Origin of the sequence: Nocardia sp. NBC_01503, from assembly GCF_036327755.1 — a bacterium.
Lineage (GTDB): Bacteria > Actinomycetota > Actinomycetes > Mycobacteriales > Mycobacteriaceae > Nocardia.
On the sequence record NZ_CP109596.1, the window covers coordinates 3,031,739 to 3,053,671 of the forward strand.

At 65.7% G+C, this 21,933-nt stretch carries 24 protein-coding genes; 9 read left to right on the forward strand and 15 right to left on the reverse strand.

The window, feature by feature from the left end; all coding sequences use genetic code 11:
* Positions 1-28 precede the first annotated feature (28 nt).
* A complete protein-coding gene (locus tag OHB26_RS13590) occupies positions 29-892 on the forward strand; it encodes an alpha/beta fold hydrolase (protein WP_330184524.1) in 864 nt (287 codons plus the stop codon).
* A 16-nt stretch (positions 893-908) separates the two neighbouring features.
* Here the strand turns inward: OHB26_RS13590 and OHB26_RS13595 are convergent, their stop codons facing one another.
* The gene (locus OHB26_RS13595; RefSeq protein WP_330184525.1) at positions 909-2,966 is read right to left on the reverse strand and encodes a prolyl oligopeptidase family serine peptidase; all 2,058 of its coding nucleotides are present in this window, start codon (positions 2,964-2,966) and stop codon (positions 909-911) included.
* A 151-nt stretch (positions 2,967-3,117) separates the two neighbouring features.
* On the opposite strand from OHB26_RS13595, the gene OHB26_RS13600 reads away from it, so the two are divergent.
* The 5 genes from OHB26_RS13600 to OHB26_RS13620 all read left to right on the forward strand — a co-directional run bounded on the left by OHB26_RS13600 (position 3,118) and on the right by OHB26_RS13620 (position 6,821).
* Positions 3,118-3,285 (forward strand): hypothetical protein, encoded by a 168-nt coding sequence (locus OHB26_RS13600; RefSeq protein ID WP_330184526.1) that lies wholly within the window; start codon positions 3,118-3,120, stop codon positions 3,283-3,285.
* A 77-nt stretch (positions 3,286-3,362) separates the two neighbouring features.
* The gene (locus OHB26_RS13605; protein WP_330184527.1) at positions 3,363-4,334 is read left to right on the forward strand and encodes a dipeptidase; all 972 of its coding nucleotides are present in this window, start codon (positions 3,363-3,365) and stop codon (positions 4,332-4,334) included.
* A gap of 55 nt (positions 4,335-4,389) precedes the next feature.
* A complete protein-coding gene (locus tag OHB26_RS13610) occupies positions 4,390-4,698 on the forward strand; it encodes a nuclear transport factor 2 family protein (RefSeq protein ID WP_330184528.1) in 309 nt (102 codons plus the stop codon).
* A gap of 34 nt (positions 4,699-4,732) precedes the next feature.
* Entirely contained in the window at positions 4,733-6,136 is a 1,404-nt protein-coding gene (lpdA, locus tag OHB26_RS13615) for a dihydrolipoyl dehydrogenase (RefSeq protein WP_330184529.1), read from the forward strand.
* Between the two features lie 190 nt (positions 6,137-6,326).
* Positions 6,327-6,821 carry a hypothetical protein gene (locus OHB26_RS13620; RefSeq protein ID WP_330184530.1) on the forward strand — a complete coding sequence of 165 codons (495 nt, stop codon included), beginning with the start codon at positions 6,327-6,329 and terminating at the stop codon, positions 6,819-6,821.
* Here OHB26_RS13620 and OHB26_RS13625 read toward each other — a convergent pair.
* Both OHB26_RS13625 and OHB26_RS13630 read right to left on the reverse strand, forming a co-directional pair.
* Complete coding sequence (locus OHB26_RS13625; protein ID WP_330184531.1) at positions 6,818-7,288, reverse strand: nucleoside deaminase; 471 nt, start codon at positions 7,286-7,288, stop codon at positions 6,818-6,820. The two genes, OHB26_RS13620 and OHB26_RS13625, sit on opposite strands and share 4 nt — an antisense overlap.
* 48 nt (positions 7,289-7,336) lie before the next feature.
* Positions 7,337-7,726 (reverse strand): winged helix-turn-helix transcriptional regulator, encoded by a 390-nt coding sequence (locus OHB26_RS13630; protein ID WP_330184532.1) that lies wholly within the window; start codon positions 7,724-7,726, stop codon positions 7,337-7,339.
* Between the two features lie 121 nt (positions 7,727-7,847).
* Between OHB26_RS13630 and OHB26_RS13635 the strand changes: the two genes are divergently transcribed.
* Positions 7,848-8,693, forward strand: coding sequence for an SDR family oxidoreductase (locus OHB26_RS13635; protein ID WP_330184533.1), 846 nt, complete (start codon positions 7,848-7,850; stop codon positions 8,691-8,693).
* A 110-nt stretch (positions 8,694-8,803) separates the two neighbouring features.
* Here OHB26_RS13635 and OHB26_RS13640 read toward each other — a convergent pair whose 3' ends face one another.
* The 4 genes from OHB26_RS13640 to OHB26_RS13655 form a co-directional block, all read right to left on the reverse strand.
* The gene (locus tag OHB26_RS13640) at positions 8,804-9,319 is read right to left on the reverse strand and encodes a transglycosylase SLT domain-containing protein (protein ID WP_330184534.1); all 516 of its coding nucleotides are present in this window, start codon (positions 9,317-9,319) and stop codon (positions 8,804-8,806) included.
* Between the two features lie 249 nt (positions 9,320-9,568).
* Positions 9,569-11,119 carry an RNA polymerase sigma factor gene (locus OHB26_RS13645; RefSeq protein WP_330184535.1) on the reverse strand — a complete coding sequence of 517 codons (1,551 nt, stop codon included), beginning with the start codon at positions 11,117-11,119 and terminating at the stop codon, positions 9,569-9,571.
* Between the two features lie 6 nt (positions 11,120-11,125).
* Complete coding sequence (locus tag OHB26_RS13650; RefSeq protein WP_330184536.1) at positions 11,126-11,482, reverse strand: YciI family protein; 357 nt, start codon at positions 11,480-11,482, stop codon at positions 11,126-11,128.
* 84 nt (positions 11,483-11,566) lie between these two features.
* Positions 11,567-11,944, reverse strand: a complete 378-nt coding sequence (locus OHB26_RS13655; protein ID WP_330184537.1) for a VOC family protein — start codon at positions 11,942-11,944, stop codon at positions 11,567-11,569.
* 116 nt (positions 11,945-12,060) lie between these two features.
* Between OHB26_RS13655 and OHB26_RS13660 the strand changes: the two genes are divergently transcribed.
* Together OHB26_RS13660 and OHB26_RS13665 are read left to right on the forward strand one after the other, a co-directional pair.
* Positions 12,061-12,834 (forward strand): TetR/AcrR family transcriptional regulator C-terminal domain-containing protein, encoded by a 774-nt coding sequence (locus tag OHB26_RS13660; RefSeq protein ID WP_330184538.1) that lies wholly within the window; start codon positions 12,061-12,063, stop codon positions 12,832-12,834.
* Between the two features lie 110 nt (positions 12,835-12,944).
* Positions 12,945-13,586: a GNAT family N-acetyltransferase gene (locus OHB26_RS13665; protein ID WP_330184539.1), complete on the forward strand. Its 642-nt coding sequence runs from the start codon at positions 12,945-12,947 to the stop codon at positions 13,584-13,586.
* Positions 13,587-13,589: 3 nt separating this feature from the next.
* On the opposite strand, the gene OHB26_RS13670 is transcribed toward OHB26_RS13665, so the two are convergent.
* The 8 genes from OHB26_RS13670 to ramB form a co-directional block, all read right to left on the reverse strand.
* Entirely contained in the window at positions 13,590-14,129 is a 540-nt protein-coding gene (locus tag OHB26_RS13670) for a carboxymuconolactone decarboxylase family protein (RefSeq protein WP_330184540.1), read from the reverse strand.
* A 105-nt stretch (positions 14,130-14,234) separates the two neighbouring features.
* A complete protein-coding gene (locus tag OHB26_RS13675; protein WP_330184541.1) occupies positions 14,235-14,984 on the reverse strand; it encodes a GntR family transcriptional regulator in 750 nt (249 codons plus the stop codon).
* Between the two features lie 14 nt (positions 14,985-14,998).
* The gene (urtE, locus tag OHB26_RS13680) at positions 14,999-15,691 is read right to left on the reverse strand and encodes an urea ABC transporter ATP-binding subunit UrtE (RefSeq protein WP_330184542.1); all 693 of its coding nucleotides are present in this window, start codon (positions 15,689-15,691) and stop codon (positions 14,999-15,001) included.
* Complete coding sequence (gene urtD, locus OHB26_RS13685; protein WP_330184543.1) at positions 15,684-16,484, reverse strand: urea ABC transporter ATP-binding protein UrtD; 801 nt, start codon at positions 16,482-16,484, stop codon at positions 15,684-15,686. Before urtD ends, urtE begins: the two co-directional genes overlap by 8 nt.
* Positions 16,481-17,647, reverse strand: a complete 1,167-nt coding sequence (urtC, locus tag OHB26_RS13690; RefSeq protein WP_330184544.1) for an urea ABC transporter permease subunit UrtC — start codon at positions 17,645-17,647, stop codon at positions 16,481-16,483. Before urtC ends, urtD begins: the two co-directional genes overlap by 4 nt.
* Positions 17,644-18,528 carry an urea ABC transporter permease subunit UrtB gene (urtB, locus tag OHB26_RS13695; protein ID WP_330184545.1) on the reverse strand — a complete coding sequence of 295 codons (885 nt, stop codon included), beginning with the start codon at positions 18,526-18,528 and terminating at the stop codon, positions 17,644-17,646. Before urtB ends, urtC begins: the two co-directional genes overlap by 4 nt.
* A 410-nt stretch (positions 18,529-18,938) precedes the next feature.
* A complete protein-coding gene (urtA, locus tag OHB26_RS13700) occupies positions 18,939-20,213 on the reverse strand; it encodes an urea ABC transporter substrate-binding protein (protein WP_330184546.1) in 1,275 nt (424 codons plus the stop codon).
* A 237-nt stretch (positions 20,214-20,450) separates the two neighbouring features.
* Positions 20,451-21,860, reverse strand: coding sequence for an acetate metabolism transcriptional regulator RamB (gene ramB, locus OHB26_RS13705; protein ID WP_330184547.1), 1,410 nt, complete (start codon positions 21,858-21,860; stop codon positions 20,451-20,453).
* Positions 21,861-21,933 lie beyond the last annotated feature (73 nt).

Here is a 21,933-nt window from a genome sequence, read left to right on the forward strand (position 1 = left end):
GGGGCGGGTAGGCGGTAGCGTGCGGTGCGTGGAGACAGTGCCGATCCAGATGCCGGACGGGACGACCGTGACGGTGCGGTTGATTCCGGCGAAAGGCCCGCACCGGCATCCGATTACACCCGATACACCGCGCCCGGTGGTGGTGATCGCGCCCGGGCTCGGCGTGCCGGGGGAGTACTACTCGCTCTTCGGAATCCCGCTCGCCGCACGCGGCTTCGATGTGGCGCTGCTGGAGATGCGCGGTAATGGCGACAGTCGCGCGGCGAATCGGTCCGCGCCCGGCGGTTACGGCTACCAGGAATTGGTGGCGGTGGATTTCCCGGCCATGTTCCAGGTTGTGCGCGAACGCTTTCCGGACAGCACGCCGTACCTGCTCGGGCACAGTATGGGCGGGCAGCTGGGCATGCTGTACGCCTCGCGGATTCGCGGCCGCCTCGGCGGGCTCATTCTCGTCGCGTCCGGCACGCCGTATCACCGCGGCTATCGCGGGCTCGCCGGGACCGGATTCCTGCTCGGCAGCGCGGCGATCTCGTTGACCGCCAACCTCGCCGGACGCTGGGCGGGCGATACGATCATCGCGGGCAGCTTCGGCCGCCAGTCCCGGTTGCTCATCGAGGACTGGGCGCGCGTGGCCCGCACCGGCCGATTCGCGCCCGCCGGTGCGGATATCGACTACGAGGAGCGCATCGCCCGGCTCAAACTCCCGGTGCTGTCCATCACCATGACCGGTGACGACCTCACCCCGCCCGGCTCGGCCCGACATCTGCTGGAAAAGCTGCCCAAGGCGGAGATCACCACCTGGCACAACCCGGTGCCACACGGGCACAACGGCTGGATCAGCGATCCCGGCAACACCCTCGATCGAGTCGAGAAGTGGTTGCGGGACCGCTGATTCGGGCTGCGTCGGCTCAGACGTCCTTTTCGATCAGGGCGCGGGTGAAGAACTCGTAGATGAGCGCGGCCTGGAAGGCGGACTGCTTATTGTCCGCCGCACCGCCGTGACCGCCCTCGATATTCTCGTGATACCAGAGCGGATGGCCCTGGGATTCCAAGAGCGCGGCCATCTTCCGGGCATGACCCGGATGTACGCGATCATCGCGGGTGGAGGTGGTGAGCAGGATCGGCGGGTATTTACCCTGCGGATCGGTGTTCTGGTACGGGGAGTACTCGGCGATGTACTTCCACTCCTGCGGCTTATCCGGATCGCCGTACTCGGCCACCCAGGAGGCCCCGGCCAGCAGCAGGTGATAGCGCTTCATATCCAGTAGCGGCACCTGGCAGACGATGGCCCCGAAGAGTTCCGGATAGCGGGTGAGCATGACGCCCATGAGCAGGCCGCCATTACTGCCGCCGACCGCGCCGAGCTGGTCATGGGTGGTGATACCGCGCGCCACCAGATCGCGGGCGATCGAGGAGAAGTCCTCGTATACCTTGTGCCGGTTGGCCTTCTGCACGGAGGTATGCCACTCCGGACCGTATTCGCCACCACCGCGAATATTGGTCATGACCCAGGTGCCGCCGCGCTCGAGCCAGCCCATTCCGGCCGCACCGCTGTAGGCGGGGGTGCGCGATACCTCGAATCCGCCGTAGCCGGACATGACCGTCGGGCCGGGGGTGCCCTGCCGATCCCGGTGCCGCAGTACGAAGTACGGGATCATGGTGCCGTCATCGGAGCGGGCGAAGAATTGTTCGGTCTGCACGCCGGCGGCGTCGAAGAATTCGGGTTCCCGCTTGAGCACCTCGGTGGCGCCACCGACCGAACTCGACAGCAGGGTGGTCGGGCTGGTGAAACCGCTTGTGGAGAGCATGAATTCGTCACCGCCCTCCAGCGGGTCGAGATTCATGACGCTGGTGGTGGCCATCGGCGGGGCATCGGCGAGCGCCTCGCGGGTCCAGCCGTCCGGGCCCGGGGTGAGCACATGCAGTTTGGTCTGCACATCCTGCAGCGTGATGAGCAGCAGGTGGTTCTCGGTCCAGCCGTAGCCGTGCAGCGCGGTATGCGCGTCGGGGGTGAAGATCACCTCGAAATCGCGTGCGCCGGAGAGGAACCGCTCGAAATCGATGGCGAGCAGCGCACCCGAGGGGTGGGTGACGCCATTGATCTCCCACGGAGATTTGAGCTGGATCAGCAGCCAATCCTTGAACCAGGATTCCGAGGCGTCGGTGGGGACATCGAGATGCCGCAGCGTGCCATCGGATTCCAGGAGATAGACCTCCTCATTGAAGAAATCGGTGGCGCGGCCGACGAAATGCCGTTCATAGCCGGGGGTTCGGTCGTAGCCGGCGGAGACCGCCACATCGGTGGCCTCGCCCTCGAAAACGGTTTCGGCCTCGGCGAGTGGTGTTCCGCGCTTCCAGCGCTTGGCGATTCGTGGATAGCCGGAGTCGGTGAGCGAGCCCGGTCCGAAATCCGTTCCCACATAGACGGTGTCGATATCGATCCAGCGGATCTCCGACTTCGCCTCCGGCAGCAGGAAGCCGCCGTTCTCGTGTTCGATGAAAACCTTTGCCTCGATATCGAATTCGCGAACAACCTTGGCGTCCGCGCCACCCCGGGACAGGCTGATCAGCGCCCGCTGCTGTTCGGGGCGCAGTACCGCGGCCCCGCCCCACACCCAGTTCTCACCCTCGGCCTCGGCGAGCGCGTCCAGATCGATGAGGACTTCCCACTCCGGCTCATCCTTGGTGTACTCGGCGAAACTGGTGCGCCGCCACAGCCCCTTGGGGTGTTCACCGTCGCGCCAGTAGTTGTAGAGCCACCGCCCGCGCCGCCCCGGATAGGCGATGCGGGTATCGGTATCGAGCATGTCCAGAATCCGGGATTCGAGTCCGCTGAAGCGCTCCGATGCCGCGAACCGCTCCAGCACCACCTCGTTATGCGCCCGCGCCCAATCCAGCGCACGCTCACTGGTGACCTCTTCCAGCCACAGATACGGATCCGTCACATCGTCGCCCACACCGGTCATGCCTACATTGTTGCCGAGCCCGCGGCCCGACGGTGAACGGTCGCCATTGCCGTCAGCGTTTGCCGGTGCCGGCGGGTGCTGTCAGAATCGGCGAAGGCAATCGGGGGGAGCGTCTTTCGGCTGCCATTCGCATACCGAAACAGGGGGAAGTATGTCGTCGGATCTTTTGCATGAGGTCGTCGGTGGCGCACTGCGTGGCGGCCTGATCGCGGCCGCGGCCGCGGGTGGCGTGGCGTGGCGGCGCAACCGCGCCAAGCGCCGCGAGGAGCAGCAGCACGGGCAATCGAGCGACGGGCAGCACCAGCCGCCCACCGGATAGGCGTCACACCGGGACGAATCCCACACCGTCGGTAGGATTGCCGTTTCGCTGCCGATCGCCCGCCAGGAGGTTCCGGATTGCTGTGGGAACAGCACTGTTGCCTGCCGTTGCTGCCTTCGGCCGATATCGCGGAGTTGGCGCGGTACCCGTTCGGGTCGTATCTGTCGGTGAATGTGGGGTACTCGCCGCACTCGACTCGGGATTCGGTCGAGCTGATCGATCAGTTTCGGCGGGATGCCTTGGCGGATGGGCGGTTTCGGCTGGTGGAGACGATCGACGATGCGGTCGATCCGGATCCGGATTCGATCGCGCTGGCCTTCGATCTGGAGGATTCCGGGCCGCTCGGTGGTGAGCTCGACAATGTGAAGATGTTCTACGACCTGGGTGTGCGGTCGTTGTTGCCCAGCTACAACTACGCGAATGCGGCGGGTTGCGGTTGCCTCGATTCGGTGGATACCGGTCTGACCGGGTACGGCCGCGATCTGATTCGCATGCTCAATGAGGTCGGCGTGTTCGCCGACGGTTCGCACTGTTCGGTGCGGACCGGTCTCGACATCGCGGACACCACGAGTGTCCCGATGATCTACAGCCACTCGAATTTCGCTGCGGTGTGGGCACATCCGCGCAATATCGCCGATGACCAGGCGCGGGCCTGCGCCGCCACCGGCGGGGTGATCGGGATCAATGGCGTCGGTATCTTCCTTGGGCGCAACAAGCCCGGTGAGCGTGCCGAGCGGATCGAGGCCATGGCCGATCACATCGCGTACGGTGCGGAGCTGGTCGGGATCGAGCACATCGGCTTCAGCTCCGATTTCTCCTTCGACGGTGACGATTTCAATGACGAGGTGGCCCGCAATCCGGATATCTTCTCCGCGGAGTTCACCCGCTGGGGTCCACTGCGGTGGACGCCGCCGGAGGATCTGCTCGGCGAAACCGAGGTGCCCGGCCTGGACGAGGTGCTGGCCGAGCGCGGCTTCTCCGCCGCCGATCGCGCCGCCGTCTTCCACGGTAATTTCGCGCGCATTGCCCGGCAGGTTTGGCGCGACTAATCTCGAACGCGGTGTTTGCCCTGCTCAACCCATTCGGAGTCGAAGGGAAGATCAGATGACGCAGCTCGATCGCACGGTGCAGAAATTCGTGGACGCACTCAACGCGCACGATTCCGCCGCCTTCTTCGGCACGCTCACCGAGGACGCCAGCATGTCCGATGACGGCAATGAGCGAAATCTCGCCCAGTGGACCGATTCGGAGATCTTCGCCACCAATGGCCGCATGCGGGTCGAATCGATCACCGCGCCCACCGAATTCGTCGCCGTTTACGCCAATGACCGGTGGGGCAGTATGCGCACCGCCTGGCGCTTCACCGTCCGCGACGGTCTGATCAGCCGCTTCGAAACCGGGCAGGCTGGATGAGTGTCACCGGCGCGGCGGGGTTACGCTCGCTGATGTGACTTCCCACTACGATGTCGTCGTTCTCGGCGCTGGTCCCGGCGGTTATGTCGCCGCGATTCGTGCCGCTCAACTCGGCCTGCGAACAGCGATCGTCGAGCAGAAATACTGGGGTGGCGTGTGCCTGAACGTGGGCTGCATTCCGTCCAAGGCGCTGCTTCGAAACGCGGAGCTGGCCCATATCTTCCATAAAGAAGCCAAGACCTTCGGCATCTCCGGTGAGGTGAGCTTCGACTTCGGGGCCGCGTTCGACCGCAGTCGCAAGGTGGCGGACGGCCGCGTCAAGGGCGTCCACTTCCTGATGAAGAAGAACAAGATCGACGAGTTCGACGGCACGGGCACGTTCACCGATGCCAAGACGATCTCCGTCGCGCTCACCAAGGGCGGCACCGAGTCCATCACGTTCGACAACGTGATCATCGCGACCGGCACCGTCACCAAGCTGCTGCCGGGCACCTCGCTGTCGGCGAATGTGGTGACCTACGAGGAGCAGATCCTCACCCGCGACCTGCCGGGCTCGATCCTGGTGGTCGGCGCGGGCGCGATCGGCATGGAGTTCGCCTACGTTCTGAAGAACTACGGCGTGGACGTTCGGATCGTCGAATTCCTGGACCGCGCGCTGCCGAACGAGGACGCCGACGTCTCCAAGGAGATCACCAAGGCGTACAAGAAGCTCGGTGTCACCATCACCACCGGTGCGGCCGTGCAGTCCATCGACGACGACGGCTCCAAGGTGACCGTCGCGATCAAGGACAACAAGTCCGGCGCGATCGAGACCGTCACCGTCGACAAGGTGCTGCAGGCCGTCGGCTTCGCACCGCGTATCGAGGGTTACGGCCTGGAGAACACCGGCGTGCAGTTGACCGATCGGGGCGCCATCGCCATCGACAATCAGATGCGCACCAATGTGCCCGGTATCTACGCCATCGGTGATGTCACCGCGAAGCTGCAGCTCGCGCATGTCGCCGAGGCGCAGGGTGTGGTGGCCGCGGAGACCATCGCGGGCGCGGAGACGCTGCCCATCGACGATTACCGCATGATGCCGCGCGCCACCTTCTGCCAGCCGCAGGTCGCCAGCTTCGGTCTCACCGAGCAGCAGGCCCGCGACGAGGGCTACGACGTGAAGGTCGCCACCTTCCCGTTCACCGCCAATGGCAAGGCGCACGGCCTGGGTGACCCGAACGGTTTCGTGAAGCTCATCTCCGACGCCAAGTACGGTGAGCTCATCGGCGGCCACCTGATCGGCCCGGACGTCTCCGAGCTGCTGCCCGAGCTGACCCTGGCCCAGAAGTGGGACCTCACGGTCAACGAGCTGGCCCGCAACGTCCACACCCACCCCACTCTGAGCGAAGCGCTCCAGGAGGCCATCCACGGCCTCGCGGGCCACATGATCAACTTCTGATCGAATCGCCCGCAGCACAATTCAATTCGGCCCGGTACCAGTGGAAGTCACTGGTATCGGGCCGTTTTCGTGTGCGGAGTGTGGATCCCGGCCATAAGCGTGCCGGGATGGCGGGGCGGGTTCCTTCGCCGGGATGACGGGGCGGGTTCTCGCCATCGGGGATGGCGGGCCGGGCGGGTAGCTTGGTCGGATGACGGAGGGGACCGGTTCGGGGATGATCGGCGAGCGCGATGCGCGGGTGAAAAGGCGCGGTGAACGGCCGAATTCGCGGCTGGTGCTGGGGATGGCGGTGGGATTGTTCGTCGGCGTGCTGGCGACGCTGCTGGTGGTATTCCTGGACACCGATCTGCTGAGCCGACCTCGCAATGTGCAGACGGTGGCCGTGCCGATCACGGGCACTCCGCTTGCGGCCGCCCCATCCGGGGGTGGTCAGCCCGAAGGTGATCGTCGGTTCATCGGCATGGTCGATGTCCGCAGCGGTGTCTTCGGTCGGCACCGGGAGTACCTGGTGTACGCGGGCTGTTTGGAGGACATGTCGTACGGCCACTTCATCACGGTGGACTTCGGTCTGATGGAATCTCCGGTCATCACCGAAGCGGTCGCCGAGCAGAACGGCATTCGCGTCCGGTTCGATTCCGGGCACGAGCTGCTGGTGCCGTCGAAGCTGCTCGGCTGCGGTCGCTAGCCCAGATGTAATTGCTTATGCAGGGCGTAGATCCGGTCGGTCAGCTCCGGAAACGGGCCGGTGACCGGGATATTCGGGGCAACCTGGCGGATGGACAGCGGGCTCACCGGCCCCGGGGCCACGCCGAACTCGGTGAGCCAGGCGGAGAGTTGCTCGGTCGAGGCGGCGTAGACGATGCGGCCGAGGCCGACCCAGGCGTGTGCTGCCGAGCACATGGGGCAGTGTTCGCCCGAGGTGTAGACGGTGGCGGTGGCGCGGTCGGCGGGGGCGAGGTTTTCGGCGGCCCAGCGGGCGAGCTCGAATTCCGGGTGTCGGGTGTCGTCGCCGCCCGAGACGCGATTGCGATCCTGCGCGAGGATGGCGCCGTCGGCCGCGACCAGTACCGATCCGAATGGTTCGTCGCCCGCGGCTAGGGCTTCGGCCGCCAGATCGACGCAGCGTTCGAGGTAGTACACATCGGTGGGCACGGTCCCGCTCCTTCGTGAATTATGTTGTCGCACAGGCGATTCAGTGGTTCAGTCGCGATGGTAGGCGTTCTGGGCCGCGACGATCCGCTCGAGATTGGATTCGAGAATGTCGATCAGCCCCGCGAGCTGATCGGCGACATTCTCACCGAGGTCGGTGAGGGTGTATTCGACGTGCGGGGGGATGGATTGCTGGACTTCGCGGTGGATCATGCCGTCGCGTTCCAGGTTCTGCAGGGTCTGCGAGAGCATGCGCTCGCTGATGCCGTCGACACGGCGGCGCAGGGCACTGAAGCGGGTGGGACCTTCGCGCAGTGCCACCAGGGCGAGTGCGCCCCAGCGGCTGGCGACATCCTGCAGCACCGGGCGGGAGGCGCAGTTCCGTGCGAAGACATCGGCCTCGAGGGTGGGGTCGATGGTCTCCGGGTCGGGCGTGCTCATGATTCGAGATTACCTAACCTTTCGGGTTGCGGTGCGGGAATAGCATGTGCTTACTATTAGTTAGTACACGTCGATACCGCAGTTCATTCCCTCGGATACACCGAACACCCTGGAGGAAGTCATGACCGTCGCAGTCACCGGAGCAAGTGGTCAGCTGGGTCGCCTCACCGTCGAAGCGCTGCTGCGCGAAGGAGCCACCCCCGTGGCCGTGGTCCGCGATGCCTCGAAGGTCGCCGATCTCGCCGAGCGCGGCGTCGAGGTCCGCGAGGCCAGCTATGACGATCCGGCCGCCCTGGATCGCGCTTTCGCGGGCGTCGACCGGGTCCTGTTGGTCTCGGGCAATGAGTTCGGCAGCCGAGTAGCCCAGCACACCAATGTGATTCGCGCTGCCGAGCGGGCGGGTGTGGAGCTGCTGGCCTACACCAGCATTCCGAACACCGAACGCAATGAGCTGATTCTGGCTCAGGAGCACCGCGGCACCGAGGCCGTGTTGGATGAGGCGTCCGTACCGGTGGTGCGGCTGCGCAACGACTGGTACTGGGAGAACTACCTGAACGGCGCGACCGCCGCGGCCGAATCCGGCGTGTTCTACGGTGCTGCGGGCGAGGGCCGGGTGGCGGGCGCTGCCCGCGCCGATTACGCCGAGGCCGCCGCCAAGGTGCTCACCACCGATGGCCATGGCGGCGCGGTGTATGAGCTCGGCGGTCACCGGCACACCTATGCCGAACTGGCGCAGGCGATTTCGGAGGCGGCGGGGAAGCCGGTCCGCTACCAGGATCTGCCGCAGGCGGACTATGCCGCCGCACTGGTCCGGAACGGCCTGCCGGAGGGGTATGCCGCCGCGCTCGCCGATGCCGATGCCGGTATCGCGCAGGGCATTCTCGATATCGACAGCGGCGATCTGGAGAAGCTGCTCGGCCGCCCGGCGACTCCGGCGGTCGAGGTGTTCCGGGCGGCCCTGAGCTGAGACGGACGGGTCGAGCGGGGGTCGGGTGGACTACCCGCCGACCTCATGAGCGGTCCCCTGCCGGAGATCTCTCCGAGGGGGACTGCTCAGGATCCGGAGGGTGGTTCGGCTCAGTACCAGTGGTTGGCCTGCCAGAACGCCCAGGCCGCGTTCGGGCTGCCGTAGCGCTCGCACATGTACCGGTAGGCCCAGCGCAACTGGGTCACGGGATTGATCGGCCAGTCGAAGCCCGTCTCACTCATCTTGTGCGCGGGCAGTGCCTGTGCCAGCCCGTACGCTCCCGAGCTGGGGTTGATGGCGAAGGTCCGCCAGCTGCTTTCATGGGTGATGATCTGATCGAAGGAGCCGAACTGGTCGAGCGGGACGATGGTGAGCGCGATCGCCTTCAGCGCCGGTTCGGGGTAGATACCGGACGGGTCGGCGATCAACCCGGTGATGGTGGACGAGGCGAACTCGGTGAGCTGGGGGAGCACCGCTACCAGTGCGGAATCACCGGCTCCGATAGTGGCCGCGCCGGTGGGTGCAGGAGGTGTTTTGCCCGTATCCGCGTGTGCGGCCGGGCTGCCGACGCCGAGAAGTATCGGCGCGACCGAAATCGCGATAATTCCGAACGTTTTCGCAATCACGACTATCGGACCAAAGGGTTCAACAGGGTGTAAACCGTACGCGGTCCACACGATTCGATGGGGGACCCCGCTCGGTGCGCCGCCCGCCGAATTTCAGATTCCGGCTGATCGGACCCGCGCGCGAAGCGGGGTGACTCGGCAGGAGTCCGATCCGGCGTGCCGTTCGGAGCGTCCCGGCAGAGGATCGGACCCTGCAACTGGTGCCCGCGTCTCGGCGTGGATTGGATCCCGAGGCACTGTCGTAGCGGATCAGTTCGCCGGTGGCGTTCCGAGCCGCTCCGCCCGATCGCGCAGGAGCGCCCGCTCGGTGCTGTTCGCGGTGAGCTCGGCCGCGCGCAGTAGTGCCGTGCGCGCCTCCGGGACACGATCCAGTCGGGACAGTAGGTCACCCCGTACCGCGTGCATCAGGTGGTAGCCGTCCAGCGCACCGGATTGCGCCGCCTTATCGGCCAGTTCGAGCCCGGCGGCGGGACCGTGCAGCATGGCCACGGCTACCGCCCGGTTCAATTCCACGATAGGCGACGGAAATCGTTCGGCAAGAACGGAATACAGTCCGGTAACGCGCCGCCAATCGGTTTCGGCAGCGGTCGGGGCCATGGCGTGCACCGCCGCGATGGCGGCCTGCAACGCGTAGCGCCCGGGAGCTTGGCCCCGGGTTCGATTCAACGCGTGCGCGCGGCCCAGGGCCGCGAACCCGCGCCGAATGTAGAGGCGATTCCAGTGTGCGCGATCCTGATCGGCGAGTAGCACGAGCTCATCGGTGTCATTGCTGCGTGCCCGGAGGCGAGACGCCTGAAGTTCGAGCAGTGCCGCGAGCCCGTGCACCTCGGCCTCCCCGGGCAGCAATCCAGCCAGAATGCGCGCCAAACGCAATGCGTCCTCACATAATTCGGCGCGCACCCAGCGTTCACCGGCCGTGGCGGTATATCCCTCGTTGAAGATCAGATAGATCACCTCGAGTACCGAGTCCAGCCGCGCCGCCAGCTCCGCCCCCTGCGGCACTTCATATTTGACCCGCTTGGTCGCGATGGTGCGTTTGGCGCGCACAATCCGTTGCGCCACAGTAGCTTCCGGAACCACATAGGCGCGCGCGATCTCCCCGGTCCCGAGGCCGCCGACCATCCGCAGCGTGAGGGCCGCCCGCGCGGGCGGTGTGAGCACCGGATGACACGCGGTGAAGATCATCCGCAGCAGATCGTCCGTCACCTCCGCGCCGTCGCCCGGCCTGCCGGATCCCATTGCCGCCGAACCCGCCGGACCGGGGCCTCCTGTCCGGGAGTTCCCGCGGCCGGAGCCACCGGCCCCGGGGTCTCTCCGGTCGGCGCGGCCCGACCCCGGGCCAGTGCTGTCCGAGCCGCTCAGGTCGGAGCCCGGTACCCCCGAGCCCAGGGTGCCGGAGCTCAGTGCGATCGACTCCGCCGAATCGGCGAGCCGCTCCCCGTGTTCGTCGATGCGAAGCTGATGCCCGAGTAGCTCGAGCTTGCGGGCGAAGTTGGCGTCGCGCCGAATCCGGTCGATGGCACGGTGTTTCGCCGTCAGCATCAACCACCCGCCCGGATTCGGCGGCACCCCGTCTCGCGGCCACTGCTCCAGCGCCGCCACCAGTGCGTCCTGTGCGAGCTCCTCGGCCGTCCCGATATCCCCGGCTACCCGGGTCAATCCGGCGACCAGCCGCGGCCACTCGATCCGCCAGGCCGCCTCGACGGCCCGGCGGGCCCGTTCGTCCGGTGACTTCGTGGCCTGACGCAGCCCTGCGCCGGGCGAGTCGACCTGACCGGTGGGCTGTTCGGGTGGCCGCATACCGACTCAGCCCTGGTCGTCGAGTTGCCGTACTTCGACCTCGATATCCCATTCGGGGCCGTGTACCCGCAGGAATCGTGAGGCCCATTCCACCGCTTCGGCATTGGAGCGGGTCTGCAGCAGGCAGTAGCCGCCGATGATCTCTTTGGATTCGGTGAACGGCCCGTCGATGACGGTCTGCTTCCCACCGGTTTGGCGTACCCGGGTGCCCTCCTCGGTCGGGCGCAGACCCGCCGTATCGAGCAGGACCCCGGCCTTGGTCATCTCCTCGATGAGCGTGTTCATATCCGCGATCAGCTGTTCGTCCGGGCCGCCGTCGGGGGCCTGGGACGGATCGAGCCGGATCAGCACCATGTGTCGCATTATTCGATCCTGTCCTTTCCATTCGGAGGGCCGCCTATCGGCCCTCATCTACTCCTCGAACGGAAGGGGCCGGAATCGACACGACTAGACCCACTGCACGAGTTGAATCACGATTCCGTTGGGATCGGTGGTCTGGAAGTACCGCTCACCCCAGGGCTCGGTTTCGATCGGGGTGGTGATCGGGACGCCTTCGGCCTGGATGCGCGCGTATTCGGTGTCGATGTCCTCGACGGTGAAGACGACCAGAACGCCCTGTCCGGCGCTGCCGGCGATGTTCGCGGGTTTGAACGAGCCGAGTCCGGTGCGCAGGTAGATGACATTGATTCCGGCGTCCGGGCGGGTCAGGGAGACGAATCCGTCAGCGGACATGGCCTCGGTGAAGCCGAAGTGGTCGATCAGGAACCCGGCCGAGGCGGCCGGGTCGGGGACGTTCAGGGAGAGAGCGGATGCGGTGATTTTCACGGGTCCTCCTGCTGCGATTAACTCTGTACTAAGTACGCTGTACTTTGTACGTAAATTCCCGACGGGCTGCATCGTGATGCGCGTCACATGGATACGATCGGCGTGGAGGTGACGCAATGGGCGCACGGGAACGCAGTAGTGCCGGGAATCCGGTGCGCACGCTGGAACTGCTCTGGCGCGAGCCCGGACGGGGTGGGCCCGCGCGCGGACCCAAACAGCGCAGCACCGTGGAGGCGGTGCTGGCGGCGGCCATCGATATCGCCGATGCCGAGGGCCTGGCCGCGCTCACCATGCGATCGGTTGCGGCCAAGCTCGGCCTCGCCCCGATGGCCACCTACACCTATGTGCCGGGCAAGGCCGAACTGCTCGATCTCATGCTGGATACCGTCTATCGGCAGATGCCGCGCTCCGATCTCGCCGGAATGACCTGGCGGGAAAAGGTTTCCGTCATCGCCGCGGAGAATCGTGAACTGCTGGTTCGGCATCCGTGGGTGGCGTACCTGCCGACCACGCGCCCGCCCCTCGGCCCGGGCGTCGCGGCCAAATACGATCACGAACTACAGGCTTTCGACGGCCTCGGCCTGAGCGATGTCGATATGGACGCCGCCCTGACCTACCTGCTCGGCTTCGTCACCTCGGTATCGCGCATCGCCATCGACACCGCGCGCGCCGCCGCCGACAGCGGTGAATCCGACCACGAATGGTGGCAGCGCGCCGCCCCGCTACTGGAACGCGTCTTCTCCGCCGACCGCTATCCCCTCGCCGCACGGGTGGGCGCGGCCGCAGGTCAGGCGCACGACAGTGCCTACAGTGCCGACCACGCCTACACGTTCGGTCTCGCCCGAACCCTCGACGGTCTCGCCGCCCTCATCGAATCACGCTCCAGCTGAACGGGATTCGTGCTTCTGCCGATGAACCGGCCGATGCGGCTCGCAGTCAGGCTGTGGCCGATCGAAAACTTTCCGCGACATCGATCGTGCGCGCGGGGCAGAATTCAGCTATGCCGCGCTCGATTCCGGCAGTCGTTGCCGCCGACGTCTTCACCAAGACCGTGCAGCCGGTGATCCCGGTGGGCGAGGACCTGGTGTTGCGGCCCTGGCTGCGGCGGGACGCTCCGGAGGTTTACACGGCGTTCCAGGATCCGGCGATTCAGCGCTGGCATACGCGCACGGCCGAATCCGTGGATGAGGCGGGGGAGTGGATCGGGGCGTGGGCGCGGGCCTGGAGCGCCGGAGTGGACGCCAATTGGGCTGTGGCAGACAGCCGAACGGGCCGGATCGCCGGACGGGTCGCGATATCGGACATGGTGTTGTCGCATGGACTGGCCATGGTGTCGTATTGGGTGACTCCGGCAATGCGCGGTCGTGGGATCGCGCCGCTGGCCCTGGGGGCGCTCACCGAGTGGGCCTTCACCGAGGCCGGGTTCCACCGCCTGGAATTGCGCCATTCCATTCATAATTCGCAGTCGTGCCGGGTGGCGGTGAAATCCGGGTTCGCACTGGAGGGGATCAGCCGCAGCGCGGCCATGCATATCGACGGCTGGCACGATATGCATCTGCACGCGCGGGTGCACGGTGATCAACCGGCGGAAACCTTGCCGATCGCATTGGTTTCGCGGGCACGGCACCGTGCGGAACCGTAGCGACTAGTGGTCGGTTTGGATGCGCAGCGCGGTGATGGTGCTGGCCAGGCCCTCGTACTGGTTTGTCAGCAGCACGATTTCGATGAGGCGGCGCTCGTCGTAGTGTGCGGCCAGGGTCTGCCAGGCGGTGTCGTCGAGGTCGCGGGTGGTGACGAGTTGGTCGACGGCGGTCAGGAGCGCGCGTTCCTTGTCGTTCCAGCCGGGGGCGGTGGGGCCGGTGCGAATCCAGTCGAGCTGCTCCGGGGTGACGCCCGCACGTTTGCCGAGGCGAATGTGATGGTCCATCTCGTAATCGCATTGGCGCAGGTGGGCTACGCGGATGATGACCAGTTCGGATTCGTAGCGGCGCAGGCGGCCGCCGGGCATGAGCTTGCCGGAGAAGTGCAGCCAGCCGCGGAACAGGCCGCCGGTGCGGCCCAGCGTGCTGAACAGATGGGCGTCATCGGTGCCCGCGGCGCGGGAAAGCGCCTGCCAGACAACCCAATTGATCGGACCGAGCTCCCGGAGACGGCCGGGGGCAATGCGTGGCTGCGTCGACACCATGCCCAACGCTAACAGCCTGTCCCAGTCACTGGCCACCACTGCGGAGAGTGGATCCCGGCCGAAAGCATGCCGGGATGACGAGGGGGCATTTCCACGGGCGAGGGTTCATTCCCGCACGGCTTGTGCGAGTTTGGTCAGTTCCAAGGCGCGGCGCGCTCGGGTCAGGACGTGGGCCCGGGAACTGGTGAGGTGGGCCACGAGGGTGCGCAGGGCCGCCTCGAGATCGCCCGCGAGCAGGCTTTCGGCTATGGCTATGTGGTCCTCGGTCATGGCGGCGACGCGTTCGGCGGTGGGCATATCGATGGCGCGGACCGGTCGGACGCGGGCGTGCACCGTGGCGAGGGCATCGGCGAGCGCCGAATTGCCCGCTGCCGCCAGCAGTGTCGAGTGGAACTGTTCATCGGCGGTGATGAGTGCGGCCCCCGGCTCGGGTGGGTTGTCGCGCAGGTGCCGCCACAGGTCGAGCTCACCGCGCACGGCGGCGGCATCGTGCAGCAATGGTGTGGACCCGTAGTTGATGCCGCCGCGGTGTGCGTCGAGGTCGCCGAGCCCGGCGGGTGTGCGCTGTAGCCGCTGGATTCCCCTGGCTTCCAGCACGATTCGCAACTCGTACAGATCGCCGAGTTCATCCACGCGCGGTCGATACGGATAGAGCCCGTCGGTGTGGCGCTCCAGCAGCCCGTCGGCGTAGAGCCTGGCCAGGGCCTCACGAACGGGAGTGCGGGAGACCCCGTAGTTCTCGGCGAGGCGCTCCTCGCCGAGCCGGTCGGTCGGGGCGAGCACCCCCGCCGCGAGATCTCTTCGCAGGGCCGAATAGACCCGATCGGAGAGTGGAATACGCCCCCTGCGCGCCATATGGGATCGCCTGATCAGATCGCCATGGCCAGTCGGACATCGGACTCCGCGCCCGCGCCGCCCACCCCCGAGGAGGTGATCCGGCCCGATTGCAGTACGTAGTACTGCTGCGCGGCCTGCAGTGCGAAGCCGATGTGCTGTTCGACCAGCAGCACGCTCAATCCGCCGCGATTGGTGAGATCGATGATGGTGCGCTCGATTTCGGCGACGACGGAGGGCTGGATGCCCTCGGTGGGCTCATCGAGGATGAGCAGTTTCGGTTCGGTGATGAGGGCGCGGGCAATGGCGAGCTGCTGGCGCTGACCGCCGGACAGCAGACCGGCCTTGCGGGTGAGCAGTTCCCGCAAAGCCGGGAACAGGTCCAGGGATTCGGCGACGAGTTCCTTCGCGCGCTTGCGGCCGTCGGCGACAACCTGGAGGTTCTCCATGGTGGACAGCTGCGGGAAGGACTGCTGGCCCTGCGGCACATAGGCGATACCGCGCTTGACCCGGCGGGACGGGGACATCTTGGTGATGTCCTCGTCATTGAAGCGGATCCGGCCGGATTTGGTGGGCAGCAGGCCGACGGCGGCGCGCAGCAGGGAGGTCTTGCCCGCGCCGTTGTGCCCCATGACGGCAACCACGCCGTCGCTCGGAACGGTCAGGGACACACCGTGAATCACCTGGGTGCGGCCGTAACCGGTGTGTAGGTCCACGAGTTCAAGCATGGGCGGCTTCTTCCTTCTCGTCGCTGGCCGCGGTGACCGGCGGCAGCTCGCCCGCCGCGGCGGTGCCGAGGTAGACCTGCTGCACCTTGGGGTCGGCCTGCACCTCTTCAACGGTGCCCTCACTGAGGACGCGGCCACCGGCGAGCACCGTCACCGAGGTGGCGAAGGCGCGCATGAAGTCCATATCGTGTTCGACTACCACGACGACCCGATCATCGCCGATGCGGCGCAACAGGTTTCCGGTCTCCTCGCGCTCCTCGGCGCTCATACCGGCGACGGGTTCGTCGAGCAGCAGCACCGAGGCGTTCTGCACCAGCAGCATGCCGATCTCCAGCCACTGCTTCTGGCCGTGCGCGAGAATTCCGGCGGGTTTGTCGCGCAGTGCGGTGAGGCCGATGGTTTCGAGGGCCTCCTCGATGGCGGGCAGTACCGATTTGCGCTTGCGCAACAAGGTGATCGCGGAGCGGCCGGCGCCAGCGGCGATATCGAGGTTCTGCAGCACGGTGAGCTGTTCGAAGACGCTGGCGGTCTGGAAGGTGCGGCCGACGCCGAGGCGGGCGATCTGATGCACCTTCTTGCCGATCAGTTCACCACCTGACTTCTGCGCCGATCCGGTGGCGGGGGTGAGTCCGGTGATGGCGTCGATGAGCGTGGTCTTACCCGCGCCGTTCGGGCCGATCAGGAAGCGCAGATCTCCTTGCAAGACGGTGAGATCCACCTCGGAGACGGCCTTGAAACCATCGAAACTCACGGACAGGCCGCGGATTTCGAGGTACTCCTGGTCCATGGTCATGCCTTCACCTTCACTTCGTCATCGGCGGCCGCGCCGGTGGACATGACCGAGGCGACAATGGCCGCGCCCGCGCCGACGGCCGGGCCCTCCGGCTTCGCGGGCCGGAACCGTCCGGCGAATTGCCTTGCCAGTGGCCACAATCCGGCCAATCCGGCGGGCAGGAAGCCGACCACGACGATGAACAGCGCACCCTGGATGTAGGTCCAGCCGGACGGGAAATTCTCCGACAGGGTGGTCTGCGCCCAGGCGACGCCGATCGCGCCGAGCACCGGGCCGAGCAGGGCGGTGCGACCGCCGATCGCGACGCCGATGAGGAAGGCGATGGAGGGCACCACGCCGATATCGGCGGGGGAGATGATGCCGACGATCGGGGTGAAGAGCGCACCCGCGATACCGGCGAAGAACGCGGCCACCACATAGGCGACGATCTTGATATTGGCCGGGTCGTAGCCGAGGAAGCGGACCCGCTCCTCCTGATCACGCACTGCCACAAGCAATTCGCCGTAGCGGCTGTTCATCAGCTGACGTGCGATGGCGACCACGATGAGCAGTGCGCCCGCCGCGATGAAGAACATCATCCGCCGGTTCACCGGATCGTCCAGCCGGAAGCCGAAGAAGGTCTTGAAATCGCTGAGCCCGGTGAAACCGCCGATGGTCTGCTGCCCGGTGAGCAGAATCGCCAGCGCGGCGGCCAGGGCCTGGCTCAGGATGGCGAAGTACGCGCCCTTGACGCGGCGCTTGAAAACGCCGAATCCGAGCACGGCGGCAATGGCCGCGGGCAGCACCAGAATGCCGATGATCGCCACCGGTGCGGAGGCGAAAGGCTGCCAGTACGAGGGCAATTCGGAGATGCCCGCGATGGACATGAACTCCGGCACGTCCTCGTGCGCCTTGGCGGCATCGGCCATCTGCATATGCATGGCCATGATGTACGCGCCGATGCCGAAGAACACCCCCTGCCCGAGCGTCAGCATGCCGCCGCGCCCCCAGGCCAGGCCGATACCGACCGCGACAATCGCGAAGCAGAGGAACTTGGCGAGCAGGCTCAACCGGAAATCGCTGAGCGCCGCCGGGGCGATACCGAAGAGAACGATTGCGGCCAAGGCGAATCCGCCCACGGCCTTGAACGAGGAATTGGCGTTGAGCCGCTGAATGAGTGTCATGCGAGGCTCCGGGTGCGAACGGTGAACAGGCCCTGCGGGCGTACCTGCAGGAAGATCACGATCACCACGAAGACGATCACCTTGGCGACCGAGGCGGTGGTCGAGTATTCGACGAAGGAATTCAGCAGGCCCATACCGAAGGCCGCGATGACGGTGCCCTTGATCTGCCCGAGGCCGCCGATGACCACCACCAGGAAGGCGTCGACGAGGTAGGACTGCCCGATGGTGGGGCTGGTGGAGCCGATCAGGGTGAGCGCGACACCGGCGACAGCGGCCAGGCCGGAGCCGATGAAGAAGGTGCTGATATCGGTGAAACGTGAGGAGACACCGGAGGTTTCGGCGAGGCTGCGGTTCTGCACCACGGCGCGGATACGACGGCCCAGTGGAGTGGTCTTGAGAACCGTGGCCAGTGCGATGACCGCGGCGACGGCCAGCACCATGATGAAGATGCGGGTCTTGGGGACCACGGTTCCGGCAATGGAGAGGCCGCCGGTCAGCCAGTCGGGGGCCACCACGTTCTTGGCGGGTGCGCCGAAGATATCGCGGGTGACCTGCTGGAGTACCAGGCCGACACCGAAGGTGACGAGCAGGGTGTCCAGTGGGCGGTCGTACATCCAGCGGATGAGCCCCATCTCCAGGGCCGCGCCGAGTAGACCGCCGACCAGGAAGCCGACGAACAGCGACACGATCAACGCGACGCCGGTGGAGTGAATGACTTGCTGCACAACGAATGTGGTGTAACAACCGGCCATGATGAATTCACCGTGCGCCATATTGATCACGCCCATCTGACCGAAGGTCAGCGACAGACCGAGCGCGGCGAGCAGCAGGATCGAGCCGAGGCTCAAACCCGTGAACAGCTGTCCGACAGCGACTTCCATAATTTCTTGCCCTTCGCTTCGCTACGGGCGGGTTCGCGGCCCGGAGGTCCCGGTTCTTCCCTCCTCCGCTCCTCCGCTTCGCTCCCCCGCTCCAAGGCGCAGATCTATTGAGCCGCAGTCCAGAACCGGGACGGCCGCGAACCAAGCGGGCGGGGGAGTAGGGATTGTTTCTGTAGTTTTCCGACCGCCGTAACGGCCGGTGTGGGGGATGGGATCCCGCACCGGCCGCCCCTCATCGGCGGCCCTGCCCTCCGGTTCCGGTTGATCCATCCACCCAAAGTTCGCGGCCCGTCTCGGTTCTGGACTGAGTGGAGCGGGGGAGCGAAGCGGAGGAGCGGAGGGAGGGAAGAATCGAGACCTCGGGGGCCGCGAACCTGCCCGGAGCGAAGCGGAGGGCGAATTGGACACAGCTACTTGAGGCCCTTGGCCCAGTCGTAGGACTTGAGGTACGGGTCCGGCTTCACGGCCTGACCCGAATCCCAGACGGTGTAGATGAGGCCGTCGGCGCGGATCTCACCGATGCGGGCGGTCTTGGTGATGTGGTGGTTGGAGCCGTCGATGGTGACGGTGCCCTCGGGGGCGTCGTAGCTCACGCCGTCGGCAGCGGCCTGAATATCGGCGACCGCGAAGGACTTGGCCTTCTCGACGGTGTTCTTCCACAGGAAGACCGAGGCGTACGCGGCCTCCATCGGGTCCGAGGTGGGCTTGTTGGCGCCGAAGGCGGCCTTGTACGCGGCGACGAACGCCTTGTTGGCCGGGGTGTCGACGGTCTGGTAGTAGTTCCAGGCGGTCAGCTGGCCGGTGATGTTCTGCGCACCGATGCCCGCGACCTCCTCTTCGGCGATGGAGACCGAAACCACCGGCATATCAGTGGCTTTCAGGCCCGCGTTGGAGTACTCGCGGAAGAACGCCACATTGGAGTCGCCGTTGAGGGTGTTGAAGACCGCGCCCGCCTTGGAGTTGCGGACCTTGTTGACGATTGTGGAGAAATCGGTGGAGCCCAGCGGCGCGTAGTCCTCGCCCTTGATCTCGATGCCGTTGGCCTTGGCGTACGCCTTGATCTCGCGGTTGGCGGTCTGCGGGAAGACGTAGTCCGAGCCGACCAGGTAGAGGGAGGTGATGCCCTTCTGCTTCAGGTAGTCCAGGGCCGGGACGATCTGCTGGTTGGTGGTGGCGCCGGTGTAGAAGATGTTCTTGCTGTCCTCCAGGCCCTCGTACTGGACGGGGTAGTAGAGCAGCGAGTTCAGGGTCTCGAACTTGGGCTTCATGGCTTTACGGCTCGACGAGGTCCAGCCGCCGAAAACCGCTGCGACACAGTCGGAGCTGATCAGCTTCTCGGCCTTCTCGGCGAAGGTCTTGGGGTCCGAGGCGCCATCCTCGAGCACCAGGTCGATCTTCTTGCCCATGACGCCACCCGCAGCGTTGATCTGGTCCACCGCCATCTTGGTCGCGTTGGCGACGGTGACCTCACTGATGGCCATGGTGCCGGTCAGCGAGTGCAGCGACCCGATCTTGATGGTGTCCTTCGAGGTGTCGACACAGGACTTGGCGTTGGAGCCGGACGCGGTATCGCTGTCCCGCGACCCGCAGCCGGAGACCAGTGCGACCGATAGCACCAGGGCCGTCGGAATGGTGATGGCCTTGACCAGGCGCTGAGTTCGCTGCCGACGGTGGGAATCTTGCATTGGGCGGACCCTTCTCACTGACATCGACGCCACGTGCGTCGCTTGCGAATACGGCCGCGTATACAACCGGTGTATTCGTGAGGGGAACCGTAAACGGGAAGTATTGCGCCGGAATGACTCTCGATGACAGTCCGATTGCCGATGTTTCACAGACGTGAATTTCCGCTCACCGCAAGTGGATTCAAGCCGATCATGTTTGCTATAACAGCAGCTGAGGGGCGCTATTCGCGTGGCGGGCTACTGGATCACATACGGAGAGATTGAGCTTCGGTGCTCGCTGATGTCCAGGGACTTGCCCAGTGGGGGGAAGGCGCGCTGGGGGCAGTTGGAGCGTTCGCAGACTCGGCAACCCGCGCCGATGGGGGTGGGTTTGGGGTCGTTGAGGTCCAGGCCGTCGGCGTAGACGACACGGCCGGCGTGGCGGAGTTCGCAGCCCAGGCCGATGGCGAAGATCTTGGAGGGTTCGCCGTAGCGGGTGGCGCGACGCTCGACGGTGCGGGCGATCCAGAGATACTTTCTGCCGTCGGGCATCTGGGCTATCTGGGTCATGATTTTCGCGGGGTAGGCGAAGGTTTCGTAGACGTTCCACAGGGGGCAGGTGCCGCCGCTCGAGGAGAAGTGGAAGCCGGTGGCGGACTGGCGTTTCGACATATTGCCGGCGCGGTCCACGCGGACGAAGGAGAAGGGGACGCCGCGCAGGCGGGGGCGCTGCAGGGTGGAAAGGCGGTGGCAGATGGTTTCGTAACTCTGGGTGAAGAAGGCGGAGAGACGTTCTATGTCGTAGCGGAAATCCTCGGCCATTTCGTGAAAGTGGGTGTACGGCAACACCGTTGCGGCGGCGAAGTAGTTCGCCAGGCCCAGCTTCGCCAGGACGCGGGATTCCGGACTGGTGAAATTGCCTTCCTCGACCAGCTTTTCGATGAGGTCGCCGCACTCCAGGTAGGCGAGTTCGGCGGCGAGTTTGAATACGCGCTGCCCACCGGACAGGTGCGGGGCGATCTCCAGGCGGCGTAACTCGGGGTCGTATCTGTGCAGCACACCGTCACCCAGGTCGATGCGCTCCACGATCTGCACGCCGTGCGCGGTGGTGAGGCGGCGGGCGATCTCACGTTTCAGATCACCGCCGTGGAAGCGCATACGGGTCGCGAGTTCCTCTGCGGCGGTATCCAATTCGTGAATATAGTTCTGCCGCTGATAAAAGTAGTCGCGGACTTCCTCGTGCGGTTTGGAGATGGCCCCGGAGCCGCTGCCGTCGGAGAAACGGTCCTCGGTGGCGGCGGCCAGCTGCGCGGTCGTATTGCGATAGCGACGGTGCATATTCACCATGGCGCGCGCCAAACCCGGATGCGCGGAGACCATTTCGGCGATCTCCTGGGCATCGGCCTCGATACTCAACTCCTGATCCATCACGACCTCCTGGAGTTCGGCAATGAGCCGGGTGTCGTCCTGGGAGGAGAAGAATCCCGCATCCACCCCGAAGACCTCGCTGATACGCAGCAGGACCGGTACGGTGAGCGGGCGAACGTCATGTTCGATCTGGTTGAGGTAGCTGGCCGAAATCTCCAGCTTCTTGGCGAGGGAGACCTGACTCAGCCCACGTTCGGTGCGCAGCTGACGGAGGCGCGCGCCGACGAAAGTCTTGGCCATGCGCCCAGTTTATGGGCGGTTTCGCAACCCTGCCAACCCGGAATTAACACCCTTGCTGAGGACTGCGTCACAG

What these genes read in the sequence shown, in the direction of transcription:
- OHB26_RS13595 (WP_330184525.1), bottom strand. Translation starts at nt 2,966, where the DNA reads ATGACCGGTGTGGGCGACGATGTGACGGATCCGTATCTGTGGCTGGAA.
- OHB26_RS13650 (WP_330184536.1), bottom strand. Translation starts at nt 11,482, where the DNA reads ATGCGACACATGGTGCTGATCCGGCTCGATCCGTCCCAGGCCCCCGAC.
- OHB26_RS13600 (WP_330184526.1), top strand. Translation starts at nt 3,118, where the DNA reads ATGTCGTCGGATCTTTTGCATGAGGTCGTCGGTGGCGCACTGCGTGGC.
- OHB26_RS13620 (WP_330184530.1), top strand. Translation starts at nt 6,327, where the DNA reads ATGACGGAGGGGACCGGTTCGGGGATGATCGGCGAGCGCGATGCGCGG.
- OHB26_RS13645 (WP_330184535.1), bottom strand. Translation starts at nt 11,119, where the DNA reads ATGCGGCCACCCGAACAGCCCACCGGTCAGGTCGACTCGCCCGGCGCA.
- urtE (WP_330184542.1), bottom strand. Translation starts at nt 15,691, where the DNA reads ATGCTTGAACTCGTGGACCTACACACCGGTTACGGCCGCACCCAGGTG.
- urtD (WP_330184543.1), bottom strand. Translation starts at nt 16,484, where the DNA reads ATGACCATGGACCAGGAGTACCTCGAAATCCGCGGCCTGTCCGTGAGT.
- OHB26_RS13675 (WP_330184541.1), bottom strand. Translation starts at nt 14,984, where the DNA reads ATGGCGCGCAGGGGGCGTATTCCACTCTCCGATCGGGTCTATTCGGCC.
- urtB (WP_330184545.1), bottom strand. Translation starts at nt 18,528, where the DNA reads ATGGAAGTCGCTGTCGGACAGCTGTTCACGGGTTTGAGCCTCGGCTCG.
- OHB26_RS13610 (WP_330184528.1), top strand. Translation starts at nt 4,390, where the DNA reads ATGACGCAGCTCGATCGCACGGTGCAGAAATTCGTGGACGCACTCAAC.
- urtC (WP_330184544.1), bottom strand. Translation starts at nt 17,647, where the DNA reads ATGACACTCATTCAGCGGCTCAACGCCAATTCCTCGTTCAAGGCCGTG.
- OHB26_RS13630 (WP_330184532.1), bottom strand. Translation starts at nt 7,726, where the DNA reads ATGAGCACGCCCGACCCGGAGACCATCGACCCCACCCTCGAGGCCGAT.
- OHB26_RS13670 (WP_330184540.1), bottom strand. Translation starts at nt 14,129, where the DNA reads ATGGTGTCGACGCAGCCACGCATTGCCCCCGGCCGTCTCCGGGAGCTC.
- OHB26_RS13635 (WP_330184533.1), top strand. Translation starts at nt 7,848, where the DNA reads ATGACCGTCGCAGTCACCGGAGCAAGTGGTCAGCTGGGTCGCCTCACC.
- OHB26_RS13660 (WP_330184538.1), top strand. Translation starts at nt 12,061, where the DNA reads ATGGGCGCACGGGAACGCAGTAGTGCCGGGAATCCGGTGCGCACGCTG.
- ramB (WP_330184547.1), bottom strand. Translation starts at nt 21,860, where the DNA reads ATGGCCAAGACTTTCGTCGGCGCGCGCCTCCGTCAGCTGCGCACCGAA.
- urtA (WP_330184546.1), bottom strand. Translation starts at nt 20,213, where the DNA reads ATGCAAGATTCCCACCGTCGGCAGCGAACTCAGCGCCTGGTCAAGGCC.
- OHB26_RS13665 (WP_330184539.1), top strand. Translation starts at nt 12,945, where the DNA reads ATGCCGCGCTCGATTCCGGCAGTCGTTGCCGCCGACGTCTTCACCAAG.